At 65.1% G+C, this 23370-nt stretch carries 19 protein-coding genes; 15 read left to right on the top strand and 4 right to left on the bottom strand.

What is annotated here, in order from left to right; genetic code table 11:
- Positions 1-3 precede the first annotated feature (3 nt).
- From P7F60_RS22515 to mnhG, 7 genes are all read left to right on the top strand, one after another.
- Complete coding sequence (locus tag P7F60_RS22515) at positions 4-393, top strand: hypothetical protein (protein WP_277919927.1); 390 nt, start codon at positions 4-6, stop codon at positions 391-393.
- Between the two features lie 112 nt (positions 394-505).
- Complete coding sequence (locus P7F60_RS22510; RefSeq protein WP_277919926.1) at positions 506-3436, top strand: monovalent cation/H+ antiporter subunit A; 2931 nt, start codon at positions 506-508, stop codon at positions 3434-3436.
- Positions 3436-3780, top strand: a complete 345-nt coding sequence (locus P7F60_RS22505) for a Na+/H+ antiporter subunit C (protein ID WP_277919925.1) — start codon at positions 3436-3438, stop codon at positions 3778-3780. The genes P7F60_RS22510 and P7F60_RS22505 overlap by 1 nt, the downstream gene beginning before the upstream one ends.
- Positions 3780-5417, top strand: a complete 1638-nt coding sequence (locus P7F60_RS22500) for a monovalent cation/H+ antiporter subunit D (RefSeq protein ID WP_277919946.1) — start codon at positions 3780-3782, stop codon at positions 5415-5417. Before P7F60_RS22505 ends, P7F60_RS22500 begins: the two co-directional genes overlap by 1 nt.
- Complete coding sequence (locus P7F60_RS22495; RefSeq protein WP_277919924.1) at positions 5414-5902, top strand: Na+/H+ antiporter subunit E; 489 nt, start codon at positions 5414-5416, stop codon at positions 5900-5902. The genes P7F60_RS22500 and P7F60_RS22495 overlap by 4 nt, the downstream gene beginning before the upstream one ends.
- Positions 5899-6180 carry a K+/H+ antiporter subunit F gene (locus tag P7F60_RS22490; protein WP_277919923.1) on the top strand — a complete coding sequence of 94 codons (282 nt, stop codon included), beginning with the start codon at positions 5899-5901 and terminating at the stop codon, positions 6178-6180. The genes P7F60_RS22495 and P7F60_RS22490 overlap by 4 nt, the downstream gene beginning before the upstream one ends.
- Positions 6177-6569, top strand: a complete 393-nt coding sequence (gene mnhG / locus P7F60_RS22485; protein WP_277919922.1) for a monovalent cation/H(+) antiporter subunit G — start codon at positions 6177-6179, stop codon at positions 6567-6569. The genes P7F60_RS22490 and mnhG overlap by 4 nt, the downstream gene beginning before the upstream one ends.
- Positions 6570-6668: 99 nt before the next feature.
- Here the strand turns inward: mnhG and P7F60_RS22480 are convergent, their stop codons facing one another.
- On the bottom strand, positions 6669-7601 hold the full coding sequence (locus P7F60_RS22480; RefSeq protein ID WP_277919921.1) for a lysylphosphatidylglycerol synthase domain-containing protein: 933 nt from the start codon (positions 7599-7601) through the stop codon (positions 6669-6671).
- 224 nt (positions 7602-7825) lie between these two features.
- Here P7F60_RS22480 and P7F60_RS22475 point away from each other — a divergent pair, with 224 nt between their 5' ends.
- The 7 genes from P7F60_RS22475 (at position 7826) to pbpC (ending at position 19167) form a co-directional block, all read left to right on the top strand.
- Positions 7826-8365 carry a sigma-70 family RNA polymerase sigma factor gene (locus P7F60_RS22475; RefSeq protein ID WP_277919920.1) on the top strand — a complete coding sequence of 180 codons (540 nt, stop codon included), beginning with the start codon at positions 7826-7828 and terminating at the stop codon, positions 8363-8365.
- Positions 8352-9125, top strand: coding sequence for an anti-sigma factor (locus P7F60_RS22470; RefSeq protein WP_277919919.1), 774 nt, complete (start codon positions 8352-8354; stop codon positions 9123-9125). Before P7F60_RS22475 ends, P7F60_RS22470 begins: the two co-directional genes overlap by 14 nt.
- A 40-nt stretch (positions 9126-9165) precedes the next feature.
- Complete coding sequence (locus P7F60_RS22465; protein ID WP_277919918.1) at positions 9166-9882, top strand: Bax inhibitor-1/YccA family protein; 717 nt, start codon at positions 9166-9168, stop codon at positions 9880-9882.
- 42 nt (positions 9883-9924) lie between these two features.
- Positions 9925-10545, top strand: coding sequence for a DUF2076 domain-containing protein (locus tag P7F60_RS22460; protein ID WP_277919917.1), 621 nt, complete (start codon positions 9925-9927; stop codon positions 10543-10545).
- Between the two features lie 352 nt (positions 10546-10897).
- The gene (locus P7F60_RS22455) at positions 10898-11347 is read left to right on the top strand and encodes a response regulator (protein ID WP_277919916.1); all 450 of its coding nucleotides are present in this window, start codon (positions 10898-10900) and stop codon (positions 11345-11347) included.
- Positions 11348-11673: 326 nt separating this feature from the next.
- Positions 11674-17076: an alpha-2-macroglobulin family protein gene (locus P7F60_RS22450; protein ID WP_277919915.1), complete on the top strand. Its 5403-nt coding sequence runs from the start codon at positions 11674-11676 to the stop codon at positions 17074-17076.
- A gap of 6 nt (positions 17077-17082) precedes the next feature.
- On the top strand, positions 17083-19167 hold the full coding sequence (gene pbpC / locus P7F60_RS22445; protein WP_277919914.1) for a penicillin-binding protein 1C: 2085 nt from the start codon (positions 17083-17085) through the stop codon (positions 19165-19167).
- A gap of 5 nt (positions 19168-19172) precedes the next feature.
- Here the strand turns inward: pbpC and P7F60_RS22440 are convergent, their stop codons facing one another.
- Both P7F60_RS22440 and P7F60_RS22435 read right to left on the bottom strand, forming a co-directional pair.
- Complete coding sequence (locus tag P7F60_RS22440; protein WP_277919913.1) at positions 19173-19844, bottom strand: HAD family hydrolase; 672 nt, start codon at positions 19842-19844, stop codon at positions 19173-19175.
- Positions 19845-19936: 92 nt separating this feature from the next.
- On the bottom strand, positions 19937-21352 hold the full coding sequence (locus tag P7F60_RS22435; RefSeq protein WP_277919912.1) for an FAD/NAD(P)-binding protein: 1416 nt from the start codon (positions 21350-21352) through the stop codon (positions 19937-19939).
- Positions 21353-21695: 343 nt separating this feature from the next.
- Here P7F60_RS22435 and P7F60_RS22430 point away from each other — a divergent pair, with 343 nt between their 5' ends.
- Positions 21696-22841, top strand: a complete 1146-nt coding sequence (locus tag P7F60_RS22430) for an acyl-CoA dehydrogenase family protein (RefSeq protein ID WP_277919911.1) — start codon at positions 21696-21698, stop codon at positions 22839-22841.
- Between the two features lies 1 nt (position 22842).
- On the opposite strand, the gene P7F60_RS22425 is transcribed toward P7F60_RS22430, so the two are convergent.
- A complete protein-coding gene (locus tag P7F60_RS22425) occupies positions 22843-23190 on the bottom strand; it encodes a response regulator (protein WP_277919910.1) in 348 nt (115 codons plus the stop codon).
- Positions 23191-23370: the final 180 nt, after the last annotated feature.

Genomic DNA, 23370 nt, shown 5'->3' with positions numbered 1-23370 from the left:
TGTTTGATCGGGACGACGACATATCGCGTCTTCAGGCATTGCCTGTCCTCCCCTGCTTCGTTGCTGTTTGCCCTGTTCCTCAGCGCCACGACCTTCTTTGCAGTGCTGAACGGCGGCGCCGGCCTGGGCACTCGCCTGCATGAACGCACCGCCCGCCAGGACGATATGGTTTCGGATGTCGCGGCGTTGTCGCAGGACCGCGACGCGCTGCAGCCGCAGACCGTCTGGCCGCTCGCCTGCCTGCCGATCGCCGCACCGCCGCCGCGGCTGCTCGCCGCCGCCGCGCAGCAAACCCTTGCTCGTCCGCGCGGCGCCGAAGCGGCCGATATCGCCGGCGCCATCGTGCTGCCGCCGCCACGCGCGCCGCCCGGCGGAGATTTGTCGCGGGCCTGATCCGGCCGAAGATACCGCTTCGCCGCCTGCCCGCCGCCCGAACGAGATGTTTCCGTCGCCTTCGCGATGGGACGGACCATGCCGCAGGCCAAGACAGCGCGCCGGATGCACGATGAGCGATAACGACCTTCTGCCGATTCTCTTGACGATACCCTTTGTCGCCAGCGCCGTCCTGGCGTTCGTGCCGGTGCATGCCCGAAACCTGGCGGCCTGGCTCTCGGGCCTCAGCGCGCTCGCGGCGCTGGGGATCACCGCGGTGCTTTACGGCTCGGTGCGTGGCGGCAACGTGGTGCGCAACAAGATCGAATGGCTGCCGAGCCTCGGGCTCGATTTCGACCTGCGGCTCGACGGCTTCGCCTGGATCTTCGCAATCCTGATCACCGCCATCGGTTTTCTCGTCGTGCTCTATGCCCGTTATTACATCTCCAAGGACGATCCGATGCCGCGATTCTTCGCGTATCTGCTGTCCTTCATGGGAGCGATGCTCGGCATCGTGCTGTCGGGCAATCTCATCCTGCTGGCGATCTTCTGGGAGCTGACCAGCATCGTCTCCTTCCTGCTGATCGGTTACTGGCACCAGAACGCCGCCGCCCGCGACGGCGCCCGCATGGCGCTGACGGTCACCGGCATCGGCGGCCTCTGCCTGCTGGTCGGGCTGCTGATCGTCGGCCATATCGTCGGCAGCTACGATCTCGACCGGGTGCTGGCGGCCGGCGACCAGATCAAGGGCCATGCGCTCTATCTTCCGGCGCTGATCCTCATTCTCATGGGCGCGCTGACCAAGAGCGCCCAGTTTCCGTTCCATTTCTGGCTGCCCAACGCCATGGCGGCGCCGACGCCGGTTTCGGCCTACCTGCATTCGGCGACCATGGTGAAGGCGGGCGTCTTCCTGCTGGCGCGCCTCTGGCCGGCGCTGTCGGGCACCTATGAATGGTTCTGGCTGGTCGGCTTCGCCGGCGTGGCGACGCTGATGCTCGGCGCCTATTTCGCCATTTTCCAGCAGGATCTGAAAGGGCTGCTCGCCTATTCCACCATCAGCCATCTCGGGCTGATCACCACCCTGCTCAGCCTCGGCAGCCCGATCGCAGCGGTGGCGGCGATCTTCCACATGGTCAACCATGCTACCTTCAAGGCCTCGCTGTTCATGGCGGCCGGCATCATCGATCACGAGACCGGCACCCGCGACATGCGGAAACTCGGCGGGTTGTTCCGCTTCCTGCCGATCACCGCGACGCTGGCCATGGTGGCGAGCGCCGCCATGGCCGGCGTGCCGCTGCTCAACGGTTTTCTTTCCAAGGAAATGTTCTTCGCCGAGGCGGTGGAGACCCATGCGGATTCGATCCTCGACCGGGCGCTCCCCTATATCGCGACCCTGTCAGGCGCCTTTGCAGTCGCCTATTCGCTACGCTTCATCCATACCGTGTTCTTCGGCCCGCCGCCGCGGGATCTGCCCAATCCCCATCCGCATGAGCCGCCGCACTGGATGCGCCTGCCGATCGAGCTGCTGGTCATGGTCTGCATGATCGTCGGCATCGTGCCGGGCCTGTCGATCGGGCCGTTCCTCGATACCGCCGTCATCGCCGTGCTCGGCACGGAGCCGCCGGAATACAGCCTGGCGCTGTGGCATGGCTTCACCACCCCGCTTTTGATGAGCATCGTCGCGCTGATCGGCGGCACGATTCTCTATATCATGCTCAAATCCTATCTCGCCACCTGCGAAGACGGGCCGCCGATCTTCCGCCACCTGCAGGGGCAGCGCATCTTCGAGCGCATTCTCGTCACCGTCTCGTGGAAATGGGCGCGCTGGCTGGAAGCCACCGCCGGCACGCGCCGTCTGCAGCCACAGCTACGCTGGCTGGCGGGGCTGGGCTTCGTCGCCGCCTTCCTGCCGCTCTACATGGGCGGCTTCCACGCAAGGCAACTTTCGTTTACCGGGCCGGACATGATCTTCACCATGATCTGGGCGATAGGCAGCTTCGCGGCGCTGGGGGCTGCCTTTCAGGCGAAATATCATCGCCTCGCGGCCCTGATGATGCTCGGCGGTGCGGGGCTGATGACCTGCCTCACCTTCGTCTGGCTCTCCGCGCCCGACCTGGCGCTGACCCAGCTTCTCGTGGAGGTGGTGACGACCGTGCTGATCCTGCTCGGCCTGCGCTGGCTGCCGAAGCGCGAGGAGCGCATCGACGAGAGCGTCACTTTCACGGCCCGCTTGCGGCGCCTGCGCGACCTCGGCATCGCGGTCGCCTGCGGCGTCGGCATGTCGGTGCTCGCCTATGCGGTGATGACCCTGCCGGTGCCGGACGCCATCGCCAATTATTTCCTTGAACGCGCCTATAGCGAAGGCGGCGGGCGCAATGTCGTCAACGTCATCCTCGTCGATTTCCGCGGCTTCGATACGCTCGGCGAAATCACCGTGCTCGCCATCGTGGCGCTGACGGTGTTTGCCCTGCTGCGCCGCTTCCGCCCCGCCGCCGACAGTCTCGGAGCCCCGGAGCAGCAGCGCATCCAGAACGCCTATGACGATGCCCGCCCCGAACGCTCCGAGGGCGATACGGTGCGCGATTACCTGCTGGTTCCCTCGGTGATCATGCAATGGCTGTTCCCGGTCATCATCACCTTTGCCGCATTCCTGTTCATTCGCGGCCACGACCTGCCGGGCGGCGGCTTTGCCGCCGGCATCGCCATGGCCATCGCCTTCCTGCTGCAATATCTGGCCGGCGGCACGCGCTGGGCGGAAGACAGGCTTCGCATCCTGCCGCTCCGCTGGATCGGCCTCGGCCTGTTGATCGCCACCGCCACCGGCATGGGCGCCTGGATTCTCGGCTACCCGTTCCTGACGACCCATTCGCGCTATCTCGAAGTGCCCCTGATCGGCAAGATACCGGCAGCCAGCGCCATGCTGTTCGATCTGGGCGTCTTCGCCCTCGTCGTCGGCGCAACGGTGCTGATCCTGATCGCGCTCGCCCACCAGTCCATTCGCGTCTACCGGGTCAAAACGCCCGACATGCCGGCCCCGCAAACGCTCGCCGAGGAGAAGATCTGATGGAACTCGTTCTCGCCATCGGCATCGGCATCATGACCGGCTCCGGCGTCTGGCTGCTCCTGCGTCCGCGCACCTATCAGGTGATCGTCGGCCTGTCGCTGCTCTCCTATGCCGTCAATCTGTTCATCTTCGGCGTCGGCGGGCTGAAGAAGAACGCGCCGCCGATCCTGCCCTACAGTGGCGTCGCCAACCCGGCGACGATGACCGACCCGGTGCCGCAGGCGCTGGTGCTGACCGCCATCGTCATCGGCTTCGCCACCACGGCGCTGTTTCTGGTCGTCATGCTCGCCTCGCGCGGGTTGACCGGCACCGACCATGTCGACGGGCGGGAGAAATCGCGATGATGATGCCGTGGTCCGCCCATCTTCCCATCGCCCCCATTCTCCTGCCGCTTCTGGCCGGCGCGCTTCTGGTGACGCTCGACGAACGCCGCCGCGTCGCCAAGTCGATGATCAGCCTCGGGGCCTGCGTGCTGCTGCTGATGCTGTCGCTGCAACTGCTGGCCCGTGTCGGCGCCGAGGATGAAGCCGGCAAGGCGATCACCGCCGTCTATGCGCTCGGCAACTGGCCGGCGCCGTTCGGCATCGTGCTGGTCGCAGACCGGCTGTCGGCGATGATGGTGGTGCTGACGTCGATCCTGGGCCTTGCCTCGCTCGTCTTCTCGCTGGCGCGCTGGTACAAGGCGGGACCGCATTTCCATACGCTGTTCCAGTTCCTGCTGATGGGCCTGAACGGCGCGTTCCTGACCGGCGACCTGTTCAACCTCTTCGTCTTCTTCGAGGTGATGCTCGCCGCCTCCTATGGTCTGCTGCTGCACGGCTCCGGTCCGGTCCGCGTCAAGGCCGGGCTGCATTACATCGCCGTCAACCTCGGCGCCGCCCTGCTGTTCCTGATCGGCGTCAGCCTGATCTACGGCATCACCGGCACGCTCAACATGGCCGATCTCGCCGCCCGCATTCCGGAATTGCGCCATGAATACCGCATCATGCTGGAAGCGGGTGCGGCCGTGCTCGGTATCGCCTTCCTGATCAAGGCCGGCATGTGGCCGCTGAATTTCTGGCTGCCGCCGGCCTATACCGCCGCCGCCGCGCCGGTTTCGGCTGTCTTCGCGATGATGAGTAAGCTCGGCATCTATATCATCCTGCGCCTCTATTTACTGGTGTTCGGCGCGGATGCCGGCGAATCGGCAGGCTTCGGGCATTACGTGCTGCTCTATGGCGGCATGGCGACGATCGCCTTCGGTGCGGTGGGCGTACTCGCCTCGCAGGCGCTGGGGCGCGTCGCCGGCTATTCGGTGCTGGTGTCCTCCGGCACGCTGCTGGCCGCCATCGGCGTCAGCGGCCAGGGGGTCACGGCGGGCGCGCTGTTCTATCTGGTCAGTTCGACCTTGACGATCAGCGCCTTCTTCATGCTGATCGAGCTGGTGGAGCGTGGCCAGGATGCCGGCGCCAACGTTCTTGCCGTCACCATGGAAGCCTATGGCGATGCCGACGAGGAGGATGTCGAGGACGAGGTCGGCGTTCTGATGCCCGGCACGCTCGCCGTTCTCGGCATCTGTTTTGCGCTGTGCGGCATCCTGCTCGCCGGCCTGCCGCCTTTGCCGGGATTCCTGGCGAAGTTCGCCATGCTGTCTTCGATGTTCAATCCGGGCGGGCTCGGCATGGCGACGACCATCGATGCCTCTGTCTGGTGGCTGACGGGGCTGTTGATCTTTTCCGGATTTGCGGCGCTGATCGCCATGAGCCGCGCCGGCATCCGCACCTTCTGGGCCTCGATCGAGCATACGGTGCCACGCGTGCTGGTCATCGAGGTGGCGCCGGTGCTCTGCCTGCTGGCCTTGACGGTGGCGCTTACCGTCCGGGCCGGGCCGGTCATGGCCTATATGGAGGCGACGGCGCGCGGCTTGCACGCGCCGACCGCCTATATCGAAAGCGTGCTGGGGCTGCAGCGCGTCGAACGCCGGGAGGCTCTCAAGCCATGAGCATCGTTCTCCCCTATCCGCTGCTGACCGTCGCGCTGACCGTGATGTGGATGTCGCTGAACAGCTTTTCGTTCGGCCATCTCGTCCTCGGCCTGACGATCGCCTGGGTTGCCTCGGCCGCCATGGCGGCGCTGCGCCCGGAAAAGCCGCGCATTCGCCGGCCGCTGGCGCTGATCCGGCTGCTGGCTTCGGTTATCTTTCGCGATATCGTGCTGTCCAATATCGCCGTCGCGCGCATCATCCTGGGCGTGCCGCGCCATGCGCGCCGCCCCGGCTTCATGACCATTCCGCTGGAAATGACCAGCCAGAACGGCCTCGCCCTGCTCGCCGTGCTGCTGACCGGCACGCCGGGCACCTCCTGGCTCGAATACAATTCCAACGAGGGAACGCTGCTGATCCATGTCCTCGATCTCGACGACGAGGAGGCGCTGCGCGATCTCATCAAGAACCGCTACGAGCGCACCCTGATGGAGGTCTTCGAATGAGCCTTGTCATCCTCTCCTGGTCGGTCACCATCGCCCAGATCATGCTGGCGCTCGCCATGGCATGCGCCTGTGTCAGAATGTTCCGGGGGCCGCGCGCGCAGGATCGCGTCATGGGGCTGGACACACTCTATATCAACTCCATGCTGCTGCTGCTGACCCATGGCATCCGCACCGGCACCGCCATCTATTTCGAGGCGGCGCTGATCATCGGCCTGCTCGGCTTCGTGTCCAGCGTGGCGCTCGCCAAATTCCTGATGCGTGGAGAGGTGATCGAATGACCGACGCTACCCCCGACCTGCCGCTGTGGACATCGCTGGTGGTCTCGTTCTTCCTGCTTGTCGGCGCCGGCCTGACGCTGACCGGCTCCATCGGCTTCCTGCGCTTCAAGACGTTCTACGAGCGGCTGCACGCTCCGACGCTCGGCACGAGCTGGGGTACGGGCGGCATCGTCATGGCCTCGATGATCTATTTTACGGTGACCCAGCAACGGCCGGTCTTCCACGAGATCCTCGTCGGCATTTTCGTGACCGTGACCACGCCGGTGACGCTGATGCTGCTTGCCCGCGCCGCGCTGCATCGCGACCGCTCCGAAGGCCATCCCGAAGTGCCCGGCAGCTCCAGCCTCACCGAAACGCCCGAGACCTTCATCGATCAGAAAAAAAGCTAGAGCGCCTCAGCGTTTCACGGAAACGCAGAAACGCTCTATCTTATTTGTTTTTGCGCATTTCCCGACGCGAAACCGCTTCGCACTTTTGCTGGAAACGCGCTAGTCGGTCTGCGCGCTGAACTGCGAGCGTTCGAAGATGAGGATGACCACCAGCGCGATCACGAAGGGAATCACCAGGTAGAACAGCCGGAAGACGATCAGGGCGGCCAGTACGTCGACCTGGTTCATGTCCGGCAGACCGGTGATGAACACCAGTTCGAGAACGCCGAGCCCGCCCGGCGCATGCGACATCAAAGCCGCCGAAAACGAAACGAGGAAAATGCCGAGCACGATGAAATAGCCGGGATTGCCCGCTTCCGGCAGCGCGAAATAGATGATGCCGGCGGCGCCGATCAGTTCCAGCGGCGCGATCCACAATTGCTGCAGCACCACCGTGGGGCGCGGATAGGCGAGTTCGAACCGGGCGAATTTCAGCGAACGGAAGCCGAGCAGACTGCCAAAGACATAGATCCCGATCAGCGCCAGGATGACGACGCCGGTGGTGCGCGAGGCATCCAGCGGCAGGACATCGACGAAACGCTCGACGATATCGGGCTCGAAGACCAGCACCAGGCCGATCAACAGCAGCGTGCCGAGGATGAAAGTGAAGGAGCAGAAGGCGATGAGGATGCCGATTTCCTGCCCGTTCAGACCGCGCGAGCTATAGGCGCGATAGCGCACCACTGCCCCCGACAGCACCGAGGCCCCGACATTATGCGACAGCGCATAGGTGGTGAACGAAGTCGCCGTGATGAACAACCATGAGACCTTGCGCCGCAGATGCAAAAGCGCCACCCGGTCGTAGCCGGCCAGCGCCGCATAGGCGAGCAGCGTGGCGCATCCCGACAACAGCCATGAATGCAGCGGAATAGCCGCGAAACTGTCGGCCATGTCGCTCCATGACACCCCACGCAGCTCCTTGTAGAGAAGCCAGATCGAAAAGGCCACGGCGGCAAGGCCGATCACCGGCCAAACATATTTCTTGAACTTCATTCACCCGAGCCTGGACTGCTGTTTCATCCTTTGGTGCCGACGCGCAAATCGGAACAGGAGTTTACAAAGGTTACGGCGCGGCAAGCTACCAATTATTTAACCCCGGCTACCGTAACCGCGTCGCCCGCGCCCTTATCCGCTCCGTTCCTTGTCGCTAGATCAGACAAAGCAAAAAAAAGCAAACAGCGATGGAATAGGTGCGAGGCGGAAAGCGTATACCGGTCATGACCAAGGAAAAACGCCCTTTCGACGTGATCGGCCAGCTTGCGACATTGCGACGCTATGCGCGCTCGCTGGTGCGCAATCCCGAGGATGCGGAGGATCTCGTCCATGACGCGCTGGTGCGCGCCTATGAGCGCGAGCAGACCTTCCGGCGGGGCGGCAGCGTTCGCGGCTGGCTGCTGTCTGTGGTCCACAACACCCATGTCGACCGGCTGCGGCGCTCCCGCTCGCAGGCGCGCCGCGCCGAAGCCGCCGCCGAGGTCGCGGAAACCGCGCAAGCCGCCGACCAGGACCACGCCGTGCGGCTGCGCCAGGTGCGCGAAGCCTTTTTCGACCTGCCGGAGGAGCAGCGCGAGGCGCTGCACCTCGTCGCCATCGAAGACCTCTCCTACCAGGAGGCCGCCGATGCGCTCGGCATTCCCGTGGGCACGCTGATGTCGCGCGTTTCGCGCGCCCGCGCCCGTCTGCGCAATTTCGAGGACCAGGGCGGCCCCGCCCGCCATCTCCGCCTGATTGGGGGACAAGACAATGAAACCCGTTGATCCCGTGCTCGACACCGATCTTTCCGCCTATGTCGACAACCAGCTCGACATTAACCGCCGCATCGAGGTCGAGGCCTATCTTTCGGAAAACCCCGTGATTGCCGCGCAGGTGATGGCCGATCTCAGCCTCAAGGGCGAGTTGCGGCTGGCGCTGGCCGATCAGCGGTCTTCGGTGCGGCCGCAGACGCGCGACGCGGCGCGGCGGCTGGAATCGGCGCTGTCGCGCGGCCGCTTCGTCGCCGCGTTCCGCCGGGCGGCGGCCATCGTGCTTCTGGTCGGCGCCGGCTGGGTGGCGAACGCCCATTTCGGTCCCTTCGGCGCGACCCAGGTAATTGCCTCCGTGCAGCCCCCGCCCTTCGTCGAGGAGGCGGTGCGCGCCCACCAGACGGCGGTGCTTCGCGAAACCATGCCGTCGCAGGCGGAGATATCCGCCTATGACCCCGCCGACATCCGCGCCGCGACCGGCATCGTCATGCCCGAGATCCCCACGGACTGGAAGGTCATCGACGTACAGGTCTTCCCCTCCACATTCGGGCCGAGCGTGGAGATGGCCGTCGCGCCGGCCGCAAACGAGGTGCTGTCGCTCTTCGCCGTCCGTCCCGGCAGCTTTGCCGTGCAGAAGGCGCTGCCGATGGGCGTGGGGGCGACGCAATCCTCATACTGGCAGATCGGCGAGGTCGCCTATGCCCTCGTCTCCAGTTCCCGCGATGCCGGCGATCTCAACGGCATGGCCGAAAAACTCGCCGCCTCGCTCTATTGAGCACCGGCGGCCAACCGACACCAACCCCAGGAGCCTTTCCATGAACCCGACACAGAATCGTTTCGGCTATCGACCGCAGGCGCAGACCCAGGCGCTGTTCGACGAGGGACTGCGCCAGCATATGCTGCGCGTCTACAATTACATGGGCCTCGGCCTGGTGCTGACCGGCATCGTCGCCTTCTTCGTCGGCTCGACGCCGGCGCTTTACGTGCCGATCTTCTCCACCCCGCTGAAATGGGTCGTGATGCTGGCGCCGCTCGCCTTCGTCTTCTTCTTTTCCTTCCGCATCCAGACGATGTCGGCGCGCACCGCACAGATGACCTTCTGGGCATTCTGCGCCGTGATGGGCCTGTCGCTGGCCTCGGTCTTCCTGGTGTTCACCGGCACCAGCATTGCGCGCACCTTCTTCATCGCCGCCACCATGTTCGGCGCCACCAGCCTTTACGGCTATACGACCAAGCGGGACCTGTCGAAATTCGGCTCGTTCCTGATGATGGGCCTGTTCGGTGTGATCATCGCCTCGGTCGTCAACATCTTCCTCGGCTCCAGCGCCCTGCAGTTCGCCATCTCGGTGATCGGCGTCGTGGTCTTCGTCGGCCTGACCGCCTTCGATACCCAGAACATCAAGGAACAGTTTGCCGAAAACATCGACCAGGAATCGCAGCAGAAGCTCGCCGTCTTCGGCGCCCTGTCGCTCTATCTGAACTTCGTCAACCTGTTCCAGCTCCTGCTGAATTTCACCGGCGAGCGCGAGTAAGGCGCACTTTCCGCCCAAACGCAACGTCAAAGGAACCCATTGATGGACCAGAACGATCGCCACGCCATCGAAAGCCTGTTCGGCAAGCTTTCCGAGGTCGAACGGCAGGCAGGCCCGCGCGACAGCGAAGCCGAAGGCTTCATCCGCGAGCGCATCGCCGCGCAGCCCGGGGCGCCCTATTTCATGGCCCAGACCATCGTCGTGCAGGAACAGGCCCTCGATTCGGCGCAGCGGCGCATCGAGGAACTGGAATACGAACTCGCCAACCGGCCGCAGCAGGCGGCTTCGGGCGGCGGCCTGCTCTCCAGTCTGTTCGGCAGCGGTTCGCGACCGTCGCCGCAGGCCTCTGCGCGCCAGCCCGCGCCGCCACCCGGCATCGGCGGCCCGGTAGCCGCCCCCGCCCCGACGTCGGCTCCGGCTGGCCCCTGGGGGCAACAGCCCGCCTTCGGCAACCCACCTGCACGCCCGGCCGGCGGTGGCTTCCTGGCAGGCGCGGCGCAGACCGCCATGGGCGTTGCCGGCGGAGTGCTGCTCGGCAACGCCATCGCCGGCATGTTTGCCGGCGATACAGCCAACGCCGCCCCGCAACCTGCCGCCGAGCCTGCAGCGGCCGAAGAGGACGCGGATACCGGCGACGACGGCATGGACGATATGGAGTTCTGAACTCCATCGTCTGCCAAAAGATTGAGCCGCGCCCCTCGGGGCGCGGCTTTTTATTGTACCGTAGTGAATTCTGGCGACTGCGCCTGCCAGACCGGCAGAATTAATAAAGCTTTAACCATAATCTTGTTCTGCCGATTAAGCTTCTTTTCATGATGACGGCAAGGAACGGCATAATCAATATTAACGCTCCATTAACACAATTGCGAAAATGCATTCATTCTGCTGCTTTTTGCGCATGGGCGGAACATATTTTCGTCAGCGCCGTTTGATAGGCAAGACGGACGCAAGCAACGTTTCCGGCAAGCAGAACGCGGCGGCGGCCGCCTTGTATCGGATTGTCAAGGAGTTCCCCATGACGAGGGATGGAGTAACCGAAATCGGCATGATCGAACAGCAGCCCCACAAGGTCCTGATCGTCGAGGACGAACAGCTTATCGCCATGGACGTCGAGGACATGGTTACCTCGTCGCAGGTCGATGCGGATGTGATCGGGCTTGCCAGTGACAAGAAGCGCGCGCTCGATCTCGCGCCGATGGCCGATATCGCCCTGGTGGATGTCAATCTTGCCGATGGCGCGAGCGGCCCGGAAATCGGGCGTATCCTCGCCGAAACCTATGGGGTGACCGTCATCTTCATGACGGGCAATCCGGAAATGGTCGAAAACGGCATCAAGGGCGCGCTCGGCGTGCTCAGCAAGCCAGTGAGCCCGCGCACCGTCGAGCAGACGCTGCGCTACGCCATTGCCCGCCGTCGCCGGGAACGCGTCGTACCGCCGGCGATGATGCGGATCTTCGCCGCCTGAGCGGCTTGTCTCTTTTCATGCGCTGATACCGATTCCCCTGATTTTTTAAGGGCAAGCCAGAAAATCGCCGCTTGCCCTTTCTCTCCTGCATGAACCCTCATGTTCAATTTTGGTCACATTGCGCCAAGCGGTGGCGATGCGATTGACAATGACGGGGGAAGCTTGAAGACTGCGCCGCAAACACCAGGGCAACGGCGCGTGCTGCGGGAGAGAGATCCATGTTGAGAGCAATGCCAGCAAACGCGCGAGACGATTCGGCGTCCGGAATTGCTACAAGACGGCAAGGCAGAGGGTTTTTCAGGCTCTCGGCTTTGCTTGGACTGGTGATGGCTGCTCTACCGGCCGGCGCCGAGGCCGCCGAACGGCAGGTGACAATCGTCAAGGATGCCGATTTCTTCGGTTTCGACCTGCGCACGGAGACAAATGTCTCTCTCAAGGATTGCCAGTCGATCTGCGTGAACGACAAGGCTTGCAAGGCCTTCACCTATAATCCCAAGGTCAAGTGGTGCTTCCTCAAGTCCGATTTCGGGCCAATGAACAGTTTTCCCGGCGCCGTCGCCGGCAAGATCGTCGAGCCGGATGCCGAGCGCGATATCGGACCGGCACCGGCACAGGCCTTCATTTCCAAGGATTTGCAACAGCAGGCGCGCGATGCGCGCGACGCCATGGTGGTCGCCGACGACCAGATCGGCCAGGGCGCCTCCTCGCTTGCCGCCGTCGGCATGGCCGAGCGCAGCGCCGGCAATCTCGACCGGGCCGTTACCGCCTTCAAATCGGCGATCGCCATCGACAAGGACAATGCCGATCTCTGGATCGAACTGACCCGCACGGGCGCACTTGGCGCCAGCGACACCGAAATTGCCCGCCAGGCCCCCATCTGGGGCGCCATGGCCTACAGTCTCAGCCGCACGACGACCGCGCGCGCAGCCGCCTTTACGGCGCTCGCCCAGGCCTTCGCCGCCAACCAGACATGGCGCAGCGCGCTCAACGCCTACAAGGCCAGCCTCGCCGTCAAGGAAGATGCCGGCGTGCGTGCGGCCTATGTCGACCTGCGCGCCCGCCAAGGCTTTCGCGTCGTCAACCACACCATCGATACCGACAGCGCCACGCCGCGCGCCTGTGTCGAATTCTCCGAGCCGCTGGTCAAGGCCGATGTCGATTATTCCAGCTTCGTCACCCTGAACGGCGCCGCCCCGCAAGGCCTCGAGGCCAAGGGCAGCCAGATCTGCATCGAAGGACTCGTGCATGGCGAGCGCTACAAGATCGCACTGCGCCCCGGCCTGCCCTCCTCCGTCGATGAGAACCTTGAAAATGCCGTCGATCTCGACATCTATGTCCGCGACCGCTCGGCCAGCGTCCGCTTCACCGGCGAGAATTTCGTGCTGCCCGGCACCGCCCGGCGCGGAATCCCGATCGTCTCGGTCAACACGACCGGCGCCAACCTGAAGCTCTATCGCATCGGCGACCGCAACATCGCCTCGGTGCTGACCAATTCGCAGTTCCTCACCCAGATGGACGGCTACAACGCCCAGCGTATCGAGGACGAACTCGGCGAAATGGTCTGGCAGGGTTCCATCGACTTCCAGACCGATCTCAACAAGGATGTCATCACCAGCTTCCCGGTCGACGAAGCCCTGCCCGAGCGCAAGCCCGGCGTCTATGTGCTGACCGCCGCCGCCATTGGCGACAAGTCCGAGTATTGGGACGCCAAGGCGACGCAGTGGTTCGTGGTCTCCGATATCGGGCTGACCACCTATGCCGGCACCGATGGCCTCAACGTCTTCGCCCGCTCGTTGGATAGCGCCAGGCCGATTGCCGGCGTCAAGCTGCAATTGCTGGCCAAAAACAACGAGGTCTTGGGTGACGCCACCACAGACGCGGACGGCCGCGCCGTCTTCACCGCCGGCCTGATCCGCGGCAATGCCGCCATGGCGCCGGCCGTGCTGACCGCGCAAGGGCAAGGCCAGGATTTCGTCTTCCTCGACATGACCCGCGCCGGCTTCGATCTTTCCGACCGTGGCGTGACCGGCCGCGCCACGCCCGGCGCCATCGATCTGCTGACCTGGACCGAGCGCGGCATCTATCGCGCCGGGGAGACCGTCCATGCCTCGGCGCTCGCCCGCGACAATACCGGCGCGGCCATCGAGAACCTGCCGCTGACCTTCATCGTCAGCCGCCCCGATGGCGTCGAGGATCGCCGCATCGTCGAAAATACCGGCACGCTCGGCGGCTATGCCTTCGACGTCGCCATGCTGCCGAACGCCATGCGCGGCACCTGGACGATGCGGGCCTACACCGACCCCAAGGCGCAGGCGATTGCCGAAAAGCAATTCCTCGTCGAGGATTTCATTCCCGACCGCATCGAATTCGATCTCAAGAGCGAGGCAAAATCGATCACGGTCGGAACACCGGCCGAAGTCGAGCTCGACGGCCGCTATCTCTACGGCGCGCCTGCAGCCGGATTGCAGCTCGAAGGCGACGTGGCGCTGAAACGCACCCGCACCGACGATAAATTCAAGGGCTACCAGTTCGGCCTCGCTGATGAGGAAGCCGAGGACGAGACCCGCATTCCGCTGGAAGGTCTGCCCGATGTCGACGAGGCCGGCAAGGCGGCCATCACCGTCGACGTCACCGACGTGCCCTCGACCACCCAGCTCCTGACCGCCGACGTCACCGTGCGCATGCGCGAGCCGGGCGGCCGCGCCGTCGAGCGCAAGCTGTCGCTGCCGGTGCAGTCGCAGGAGCCCGCCATCGGCATCAAGCCGGAATTCGACGGCGAACTCGGCGAGAATTCAATCGCCCGCTTTCATGTGATTTCGGTCGATACCGCCGGCAACAAGCAGTCGGCAAGCGGCCTGCAATGGACGCTCCTGTCGATCCAGCGCAATTACCAATGGTATCGCGACGGCAATAGCTGGCGCTACGAACCGGTGACCACCACCAGCAAGGTCGCCGGCGGGCGCGTCGACGCCACCACCGATGGCGCGGAAATCTCCGCCCCGGTCGGCTGGGGCCGTTATCGCCTCGAAGTCGAGACCGCCTCGCCTGACGGCCCGCAATCCAGCGTCGAATTCGACGCCGGCTGGTATGTCGAGGCGAAATCAACCGAAACGCCAGATGGGCTGGAAATCGCCCTCGACAAGGAGGCTTACAAGCCCGGCGAAACCGCCAAGCTCAAGGTCAGCCCGCGCTTTGCCGGCGAATTGCTGGTCACCATCGGCGCGGAAAACCTTGTCGCCACCAAGCTCGCCAGCATTCCGGCCGAAGGCGGCGAAGTCGACCTGCCGGTCAGCGCCGACTGGGGTGCGGGTGCCTATGTCACCGCGACGCTCTATCGTCCGGGTGCGGCACAGGAAAGCCGCATGCCGATGCGCGCCATCGGCCTCAAATGGCTGACCGTCGATCCCGGCGACCGCAAGCTCGCCATCTCGCTCGGCGCGCCGGAAAAGATTCTGCCGCGCGGCGAACTCACCGTTCCGGTGCAGGTCACCGGCGCCTCGGCGTCGGAGGAAACCTATGTCACGGTCGCCGCCGTCGATGTCGGCATCCTCAATCTCACCCGCTACCAGCCGCCGGATCCGGACAGCTGGTATTTCGGCCAGCGCATGCTCGGGCTTGAAATCCGCGATATCTACGGCCGCCTGATCGACGGTTCGCTTGGCGCCATGGGACGGTTGCGCACAGGCGGCGACGGCGGACAAGGGCCGCTGAACGGCAATCCGCCCACCGAAAAGCTCGTCGCCTTCTTCAGCGGGCCGGTGAAGCTCGATGCCGAGGGCAAGGCGAACGTCAATTTCGACATTCCGCAATTCAACGGCACGGTGCGGCTGATGGCCGTCGCCTGGTCGAAGCACGGTGTCGGCCATGGCACGCAGGACGTGATCGTGCGCGATCCCGTCGTCGTGAGCGCCAGCATGCCGAAATTCCTGGCACCGGGCGATCTCTCCGACCTGCGCATCGATATCGCCAATACAGACGCGCCGGCCGGCGACTACCAGTTGCAGGTCATCAGTTCTCCGGTCGTGACCGTCGATCCCTCCGCCGCGCAGCAGACCCTGCGCCTGGAAGCCGGTGGCAAGGCGAACGTCACCCTGCCGCTGATGGGCGGTTATCCCGGCGACGGGCAGATCACCATTCGTCTCACTGGGGCCGATGGCGCCGGCTTCGAACAGGCGCTTTCCATTCCGGTTCGCCCGGCGACCCTGCCGGTCACCACCCGGAGGATCGTCAACATTGCCGCCAACAGCAGCCTGACGGTCAACGGCGAGTTGCTGGCCGACAGCATCCTCCAGGGCGCTTCGGTCAGCGTCAACGTCACCCGCTCCACCGCCTTCGACATTCCGGCGCTGCTGATGAGCCTCGATCGCTACCCCTATGGCTGCGCCGAGCAGACCACCAGCCGCGCCCTGCCGCTGCTTTATTTCAGCGAGTTGGCGAAGCAGACCGGCCTTGCCGATGACGACCAGATCCATAAACGCGTCCAGGACGCCATCCAGCGCGTGCTCTCCTACCAGTCGTCGACCGGCAGCTTCGGCCTCTGGGCGCCGGGCTCCGGCGATCTGTGGCTGGATGCCTATGTCACCGACTTCCTGACCCGCGCCCGCGAGCAGAAATACGACGTACCGGAAACCGCGCTCGTCGCGGCGCTGGAAAACCTCCAGAATGCGCTCGGCTATGACATGAACATTTCCGAGCGCGGCAACGAGATGGCCTATGCCGTCTATGTGCTGGCCCGCAACCGCAAGGCGGCAATCAGCGACCTGCGCTATTACGGCGATACGGCCATCGATCAATTCCCGACGCCGCTCGCCAAGGCGCATATCGCCGCAGCCCTCGCGCTTTACGGCGACGTGCCGCGCTCACGCACCATCTTCGCCAAGGCGGCGAACATGTCGACCGAGATCACCAATGTCAGCCTGTCGCGCTCCGATTACGGCTCGGCCCTGCGTGATGACGCCGCCGTGTTGGCGCTGGCCGCCGAAACCCGGCCGGTCCCGGAAATCATTCCCGAGATGTCGCGCGTCGTCGCCAAGGAATGGGACCAGAAGCGCTATACCAGCACCCAGGAACAGACCTGGATGCTGCTGGCGGCGCGGGCCGCGCAGGATAGCGACAAGAGCATAAAACTGTCGGTCAACGGCGAAAGCGTCAACGGCGGTTATCGCCGGCAGGTGAGCGGCGATGCGCTGATGGAAAACCCGCTGGCGATCGCCAATCGCAGCGGCAATCCGGTCAGCGCCGTGGTCACCACGGTCGCAGCACCTGCCCAGCCGCTGCCTGCCGGCGGAGACGGCTTTGCCATCGAGCGCAGCTATTACACGCTGGATGGCGAGGCCGCGAATGTCAGCGAGGCCCGCCAGAACGAGCGCTACGTGGTGGTGCTGAAGGTGACGGAGCAGAATTCCTGGGCTTCGCGCATCCTGATCACCGACCTGCTGCCCGCCGGTTTCGAGATCGACAATCCGAGCCTGGTCGACAGCGCCCAGCTTGCCAATTTCGAGTGGATCGGCGAGCAGACGGCGGCGCATACCGAGTTCCGAAGCGACCGTTTCGTCGCCGCCTATGACCGGGCGGATGGCGACAAGGGCGAGTTGACGCTGGCCTATGTCGTGCGCGCCGTCACCCCCGGCACCTACGACCATCCGGCGGCCAGCGTCGAAGACATGTATCGCCCGCAATTTTCGGCGCGCACGGCAACGGGCCGCATGGAAGTGCTGAAGGCCGAGTAAGCAGAGATGCGCCGGCGGCATAAATTCGGGCTTGGCATCGTCGCGACCCTCCTTACGGGGTTCGTTGCTGTGCTCGGGCTCGATGCAGCCGACCGCGCCTTTCCGCCGCCGCTGGAAAAGGCCGGCCTCGTCTCGGCCGAGGTGGTGGATGCGGACGGGCAATTGCTGCGCGCCTTCGCGACGCCGAAGGGGCGCTGGCGGCTGAAGACCACGGCCGCCGATGTCGATCCGCAATTTCTGCACATGCTGGTCGCCTATGAGGATCAACGCTTCTGGGAGCATCGCGGCGTCGATCCCGTCGCCATCGGTCGCGCCAGCTGGCAGTTCCTCACCCATGGCCGCATCGTTTCCGGCGCCTCGACGCTTTCCATGCAGCTTGCCCGGCTGATCGAGCCGCGCGACAGCCGCTCCATTCCCGCCAAGCTCAAGCAGGTGGTGCGGGCGCTGCAGATCGAGCGACGGCTGAGCAAGGCCGAGATCCTCGACCTCTATCTCACCCGCGCCCCCTATGGCGGCAATCTCGAAGGCGTGCGCGCCGCAAGCCTTGCTTATTTCGGCAAGGAGCCGAAACGGCTGAGCGTCGCCGAAGCCGCCCTGCTCGTCGCACTACCGCAATTGCCGGAATTGCGCCGCCCCGACCGGCATCTGAAGACCGCCACCGAGGCGCGCCAGCGCGTGCTGGACCGCATGGCGGTGGCCGATGTCGTCGGCGACGGCGAAAGCGCCCGCGCCGCCCTCATCCCTGTGCCGAACCGCCGCCTGCAACTGCCGGCTTTCGCCGCCCATCTTGCAGAAACCGCCATTCGCAAGCAGCCGGGCATAGCGCGCTACCAGACCACTCTGCGCCGCAGCACGCAGGCCGCGCTCGAATCCCTGGCGCAGGAGGCGGCGACGCGACTGGGGCCACGCCTGTCCGTCGCCATCGTCATGGCCGACGTCCATAGCGGCGCAATTCTCGGCGAGGTCGGCTCGGCCGATTATTTCGATCCCAGCCGCTCCGGCTGGATCGACATGACCCGCGTCAACCGCTCGCCCGGCTCGACGCTGAAACCCTTCATCTACGGCCTCGCCTTCGAGGAAGGGCTGGTGGCGCAGGAAACCATCATCGAGGACCGGCCGGCCGATTTCGCCGGTTATCGGCCACGCAATTTCGACATGACCTATCAAGGCGATGTCAGCGTGCGCACGGCGTTGCAGATGTCGCTGAACGTGCCGGCGGTGCGGCTGCTCGACGCGGTCGGGCCGACGCGGCTGATGGTGCGTTTCCGCCGCGCCGAGGTGCGCCCGGTACTGCCGACCAACGAGACGCCGGGGCTCGCCATTGGCCTCGGCGGCGTCGGGATTACGCTTAAGGATCTGGTGCAGCTCTATGCGGCGCTCGCCAATCGCGGCAGGCCGGTGCGGCTCGGCGATGGGCTGCGCGAGCAGCCTGCCGTTCTCGACGGCGCGCCGATCATGGATGTCGTCGCCGCATGGAATGTCGCCGACAGCCTTGCCGGCGTGTCGCCGCCGCTCGGCGTCTCCCAGCGCGGCATCGCCTACAAGACCGGCACTAGCTACGGCTATCGCGACGCCTGGTCTGTCGGCTTCGATGGCGATCACGTCATCGGCGTCTGGGTCGGCCGCGCCGACAACGGCGCGGTGCCGGGGCTGACCGGCTATGCCTCGGCCGCCCCCATCCTGTTCGAAGCCTTCGCCAAATCCGGCCTTGCCATCGCCGCCCTGCCGCGTGCGCCGGCCGGCGCCATCCGTCTGCCGCAGACGCAATTGCCGGCGAGCCAGCGCCGTTTCGCGACGACGTCGGAGGGGTTGCTCTCGGCCTCCTCCCGCGAAGCCGCGCCGCGCATCATCTATCCGCCGGAAGGCGCACGCGTGGATCTCGGCCTGAAGCAGGGAACGGAGACAATGCCGCTTTCCCTGAAACTGCAGGGCGGCCGCGCACCCTTCCGCTGGCTCGCCAACGGCCAGCCGCTCAGCGAAGCTTCGCGCCGGCGCACGACGCAATGGATGCCGGACGGACAGGGTTATTCGACCCTGACAGTCATCGACGCCGCCGGCCGCGCCGCCAGCGTCCGCGTTTTCATCGAATGACGAAACTACCGATGCGACAGCCGCAGCAATCCGTCGCCATCGACGGAGGCGGCCAACGTGTCATAGCCCGCCAGCGAGAAATGCGGTGTATCGTAGACGCTGGAATGAGTGGCGGTGATGACGCAGACTTCGGCGCCGGCGCCCTCGCCGGCCAGAATGCCGGCCACCGCATCCTCGAACACCACGCATTGGCGCGGATCGACGCCGAGACGCTTGGCGCCGAGCAGGTAGCCTTCCGGGCTCGGCTTGCCGTTCGCCACCTCCTCGCCGGTCACCATGATGTCCGGGAAGGGAATGCCCGCCGCCTTCATGCGCCGATGCGCAAGCGCGCGCGGGGCCGAGGTGACGATCGCCCAGCGTTCCGCCGGCAGGCGGTGAAGAAATTCGACGGCGCCGGGAACGGCGACGATGCCGGTCACATCCTCCATTTCCAGCCGCAGCAGCTCGGCCGCTTCCTTCTGCGGATCGACGCCCGGCAGCGCGAGGTCGGCGATGACGTCTGCGGCGCGGATGCCGTGGACGGTTTTCAGGAAAACCTCGGGTTCGAGCCCGTGAGCGACCGCCCAGTCGGCCCAGATGCGCTCGACCACGGCGATCGAATTCAGCAGCGTCCCATCCATGTCGAACAGGAAGGCCTGATGCGGGCGCGAAAACAGCGGGCGGTGCGAATGGGGCACGGAAAATGTCCTTCCGGAAGCGGGAGCCGGCTAGCGCCGGACTGTCGCCTTTCGTCTATCCGCTTCGCGGCCGCTTGGAAAGTGCGCGTTGTCTAGCCGGTTGAAGCAAGCGCCGTACAGGTTCGCGCGACCAGACCGGCGGCGGCATAGGCCTGGCTGACGATTTCCGGCACCAGATCGATATCCGGCAGGCTGCCGAGGCCGAGCGGGCCGACGGCATAGAGATTGGCGGTCGCCTGGTCTCCGACCAGCACCTCGCCATGGGCGTTGACCAGCAGGCCGAGACCGAGTTCGTCCGGCATCGCCAGCCCGTCCTGCAGCAGCGCCGAAAGCGGCGGGGCGGTAAGATCGGGCGCGGCGCAGCGGCAATCGATGACGGTGCTTGCGGCGATAAAGTCCTCGCGCGCCTCGCCCGGCCAGCGCACCGTCACGCCGTCGTCGGAAAAGCTTCCTGCCCAGCCCTTGCGCAGCACTGTGCCGCCGGTCGACAATTCGCGCATCAGCCGCAGGTAATGCGGCTCCGGCAGACGGTTGCGGTGGCTGTCGTAGATGGCGCGCAGATGGCGGTTGAAACGGCGTTTTTCCGCCGCCGGCAGGTCGCGCCACAGCGAGCGCGCCTGCTTGCGGAAGGCATTCATCACCGATTGCCAGTTCTGGCCGTTCTCCTCGGCGGTGCGGCAGGCCTGTCGCAAGAAGCGGACGATCTCCGGCAGGCGATGCGGAATCTTGCCCTCCAGCTCCATCGGATCGGCGGCAAACCGCGTATGGCTTCGCGGCAGAAAACCATGCGCCGAAAGCAGCGTGATGCGCCCGGCATAACCGCCATCGCGAAGCTGGAACAGCCGGTCGACAACCCGCACGCCGGTTCCGAGCAGCACGATATGCGGACAGGGCGCCAGCCGCCGGGCGCGCACCGGGCGCGCACCGGACATCTCCGGCTGCGGGGAGCTACCGGCCCGCACCGTGCCATAGCCGGTGGCGAGAACCACGATGTCGCACGTCTGCGCCGGGCCTTCGCCGGTCGCCACGGCAAATCGGCCGTCACCGCGCCTCGCGATGCTCAGAACCAGTTCGCTGCGCACCCGGATGCTGACATCGTGGCGCAGCGCCAGCGCATCGGAAAAGCGCTGATAGGCATAATCGGAAAACATGCCCTTCGGCACGAAAATCTGCCGGAAGCCGGGAATGGCGGCGGACACGGCATTGCGGAAGCTGGCATTGCCGCGCAGCCAGGTGTCGAAATCGTCGACATCATCATCGGCAACCGAGAGGTCACGCACCCGGCTGTTGAGGATTTCGCCCAGTTGCGCACCGGCCAAGGCCTGGCCGCCGCTGATATCCGGATGCGGATCGAACAATTGCAGTTCGAACGGCGTGCGCACCCGCCGCAACAACGCGATCGCCGTCATCAACCCCGAGAAGCCGCGCCCGACGATCGCGATCCGTGGAACGGACACACCATCGCTGCCGAACCGGGCGAGAGGGAGGAAGCTGCCATGGATCGTCATGCCATCTCCTTTCGTGCCTTGCCAACGGAAGCCGGTACACTGAAAGAACAACGCCGAAACTTGGGTTCAATCGCCATCCGCCAGAAACGATTCCAGACCCTGAAACGTTCGAAAAAGCCCTGGTCGACGATGCCTGATCCTAGGGGTCACCCTCGCTACTTTCCAAAATATTAATGCCCGATTGTCGCCGTCTTTCAACTGGCTTGTTGGCGGGAAACACGCATGTCATTCATATAACTGGCTTATTTCTGCCTTTATGATACCGCCCGACGGGCCTGTCCGGCCTCTTGCATTGCCTTGCCGAATGAGGGCAGCATGGCGACGATGGTTCAGGAGGCATTGCATGGGCACGGTATCACAGCTTCGCGATCGCAACCGGCCGCCGGCGATGCGGATCGGCAAGGAAGAAGATGCCGTCGCCGTCGCCCGCGCGCTTGCCGCCCGCCTGCAACCGAAGGCGAGCCTGCGCGATATCGAACGCCAGCATGCGCTGGAGGAACTGGAGGCGCTGTGTTCCTCCGGCCTGCTCGGCATCAGCGCCCCGGCCGAGGTCGATGGCATCGATATCTCCAACGGCATACTGGCGGAAATCGTGGCAATGCTGGCCGAGTCCGATCCGTCCGTCGCCGATCTCTATTGCAGCCATCTCCGGGTTCTCGAAATCCTGCGCTGGGAAGGCAGCGACGAGCAGCAGAAGGCGTACTTCGAACGCGCCCTGCAGGGCGAGTTGTTTTCCGCCTGCGCGCAAAGCCAGGAAGAAACCGTGACGCTGACCCAGAACGGCTCGATCTTCCGGGTCGAGGGCCGGCAGACGGCTCACGCCGGCGTGCTCTTCGCCGACTGGATCGCGGTGGCCGCCCGCGACGCCGGCGGGCGCGACGAGATCGTCCTCATCCCCCGCCAGGCGGACGGGCTGACGGTCATCGATGATTGGGACAGCTTTGGCCAGCGCACGGCGGGCGGCGGCACGGTGGTGCTGCAGAACCTAGTGCTTGGCAACGACGCCTTGATCGGCGCACGCAAGCGCCAGCGGGCAACTTCGATCACCGCTTTTTCCGATCTCATGCACGCGGCCGTCGATGTCGGCATTGCTCGCGCCGCTTTTTCCGACGCCGCCCGGCCCGCGCCAGGGGGACAGGAAACGGCTGCGATGATCCGGCGCGGCCGGCTTGCGGTGCGGCTGGAGGTGGCGAGCGCGCTTCTGGAACGGGCGGCGCGCCAGCTCGACATGGCGCAGGTCAATGCCGACGAGGACTCGATCCGTGCAGCGGTGCTCTCGGCGATGGCGACCCGCCTCGAAGCGGCGTCGACGGCGGCAATGCTCGCCGATGCGGTCTTCGATCTCGCGGGCGACGCCGCCACCCGGATCGCTGCCAATCTCGACCGGCACTGGCGTAATGCCCGCGCCCATGCGCGCACCGAAACGGACAGCCTGCTCCAGCAGCTCGGCGGGCTCTACCCGGTGAAGCAGGCCGGGGATCAAGCTTGAATCAGAGCGCCTTCAGCGCGGCTTCCAGCTCGTCGAAATCGAAGGGCTTGCGCAGTAGCGCGCGGCCGGCATAGGGTTCCTCCAGCCCGGAGCGACCATAGCCGGACGCAAACATGTAGGGAATGCCGCGCGCGGCCAGCGCATCGGCCACCGGCAGCGATTTTTCGCCGCCCAGCGAAAGGTCGAGGATCGCCCCGTCGAGTTCGGTCGCCGCGGCCAGTTCCAGCGCCTGCGCCAGGGTGGCGGCGGTTCCGGCCAGTTCATAACCGAGATCGGTCAGCATTTCCTCAAGCAGCATCGCGATCAAGGCCTCGTCCTCGACGATCAGAATACGCGCACCCGCCTTCATGTCCCGCTCCGTTGTCGAGCCTTTGCGAATCGCAAAGGCTAGCACCATGCTCTTACACGCAATTGCCGGCGCGAAGCCAGAGATCACGGCGCAACAGCCGCCAGAACGGAAGCGCCACCCCTCGCCCCACGCACCAATACCGTAAATCCCTTCAATCGCGGCGAAGGCACACTATATCAG

The sequence above is a fragment of the Rhizobium sp. YJ-22 genome (assembly GCF_029601685.1).
In the GTDB taxonomy this organism is placed as follows: Bacteria; Pseudomonadota; Alphaproteobacteria; order Rhizobiales; family Rhizobiaceae; genus Metarhizobium.
Note: the sequence above shows the minus strand (reverse complement) of the source record. Positions and strands in the feature narration are given on the sequence as shown.

Excerpts from the sequence above, each read along its gene's own strand:
- P7F60_RS22510 (WP_277919926.1), top strand. The coding sequence starts at position 506 with ATGAGCGATAACGACCTTCTGCCGATTCTCTTGACGATACCCTTTGTC.
- P7F60_RS22505 (WP_277919925.1), top strand. The coding sequence starts at position 3,436 with ATGGAACTCGTTCTCGCCATCGGCATCGGCATCATGACCGGCTCCGGC.
- P7F60_RS22500 (WP_277919946.1), top strand. The coding sequence starts at position 3,780 with ATGATGCCGTGGTCCGCCCATCTTCCCATCGCCCCCATTCTCCTGCCG.
- P7F60_RS22495 (WP_277919924.1), top strand. The coding sequence starts at position 5,414 with ATGAGCATCGTTCTCCCCTATCCGCTGCTGACCGTCGCGCTGACCGTG.
- P7F60_RS22490 (WP_277919923.1), top strand. The coding sequence starts at position 5,899 with ATGAGCCTTGTCATCCTCTCCTGGTCGGTCACCATCGCCCAGATCATG.
- mnhG (WP_277919922.1), top strand. The coding sequence starts at position 6,177 with ATGACCGACGCTACCCCCGACCTGCCGCTGTGGACATCGCTGGTGGTC.
- P7F60_RS22480 (WP_277919921.1), bottom strand. The coding sequence starts at position 7,601 with ATGAAGTTCAAGAAATATGTTTGGCCGGTGATCGGCCTTGCCGCCGTG.
- P7F60_RS22475 (WP_277919920.1), top strand. The coding sequence starts at position 7,826 with ATGACCAAGGAAAAACGCCCTTTCGACGTGATCGGCCAGCTTGCGACA.
- P7F60_RS22470 (WP_277919919.1), top strand. The coding sequence starts at position 8,352 with ATGAAACCCGTTGATCCCGTGCTCGACACCGATCTTTCCGCCTATGTC.
- P7F60_RS22465 (WP_277919918.1), top strand. The coding sequence starts at position 9,166 with ATGAACCCGACACAGAATCGTTTCGGCTATCGACCGCAGGCGCAGACC.
- P7F60_RS22460 (WP_277919917.1), top strand. The coding sequence starts at position 9,925 with ATGGACCAGAACGATCGCCACGCCATCGAAAGCCTGTTCGGCAAGCTT.
- P7F60_RS22455 (WP_277919916.1), top strand. The coding sequence starts at position 10,898 with ATGACGAGGGATGGAGTAACCGAAATCGGCATGATCGAACAGCAGCCC.
- P7F60_RS22450 (WP_277919915.1), top strand. The coding sequence starts at position 11,674 with ATGGCTGCTCTACCGGCCGGCGCCGAGGCCGCCGAACGGCAGGTGACA.
- pbpC (WP_277919914.1), top strand. The coding sequence starts at position 17,083 with ATGCGCCGGCGGCATAAATTCGGGCTTGGCATCGTCGCGACCCTCCTT.
- P7F60_RS22435 (WP_277919912.1), bottom strand. The coding sequence starts at position 21,352 with ATGACGATCCATGGCAGCTTCCTCCCTCTCGCCCGGTTCGGCAGCGAT.
- P7F60_RS22430 (WP_277919911.1), top strand. The coding sequence starts at position 21,696 with ATGGGCACGGTATCACAGCTTCGCGATCGCAACCGGCCGCCGGCGATG.
- P7F60_RS22425 (WP_277919910.1), bottom strand. The coding sequence starts at position 23,190 with ATGAAGGCGGGTGCGCGTATTCTGATCGTCGAGGACGAGGCCTTGATC.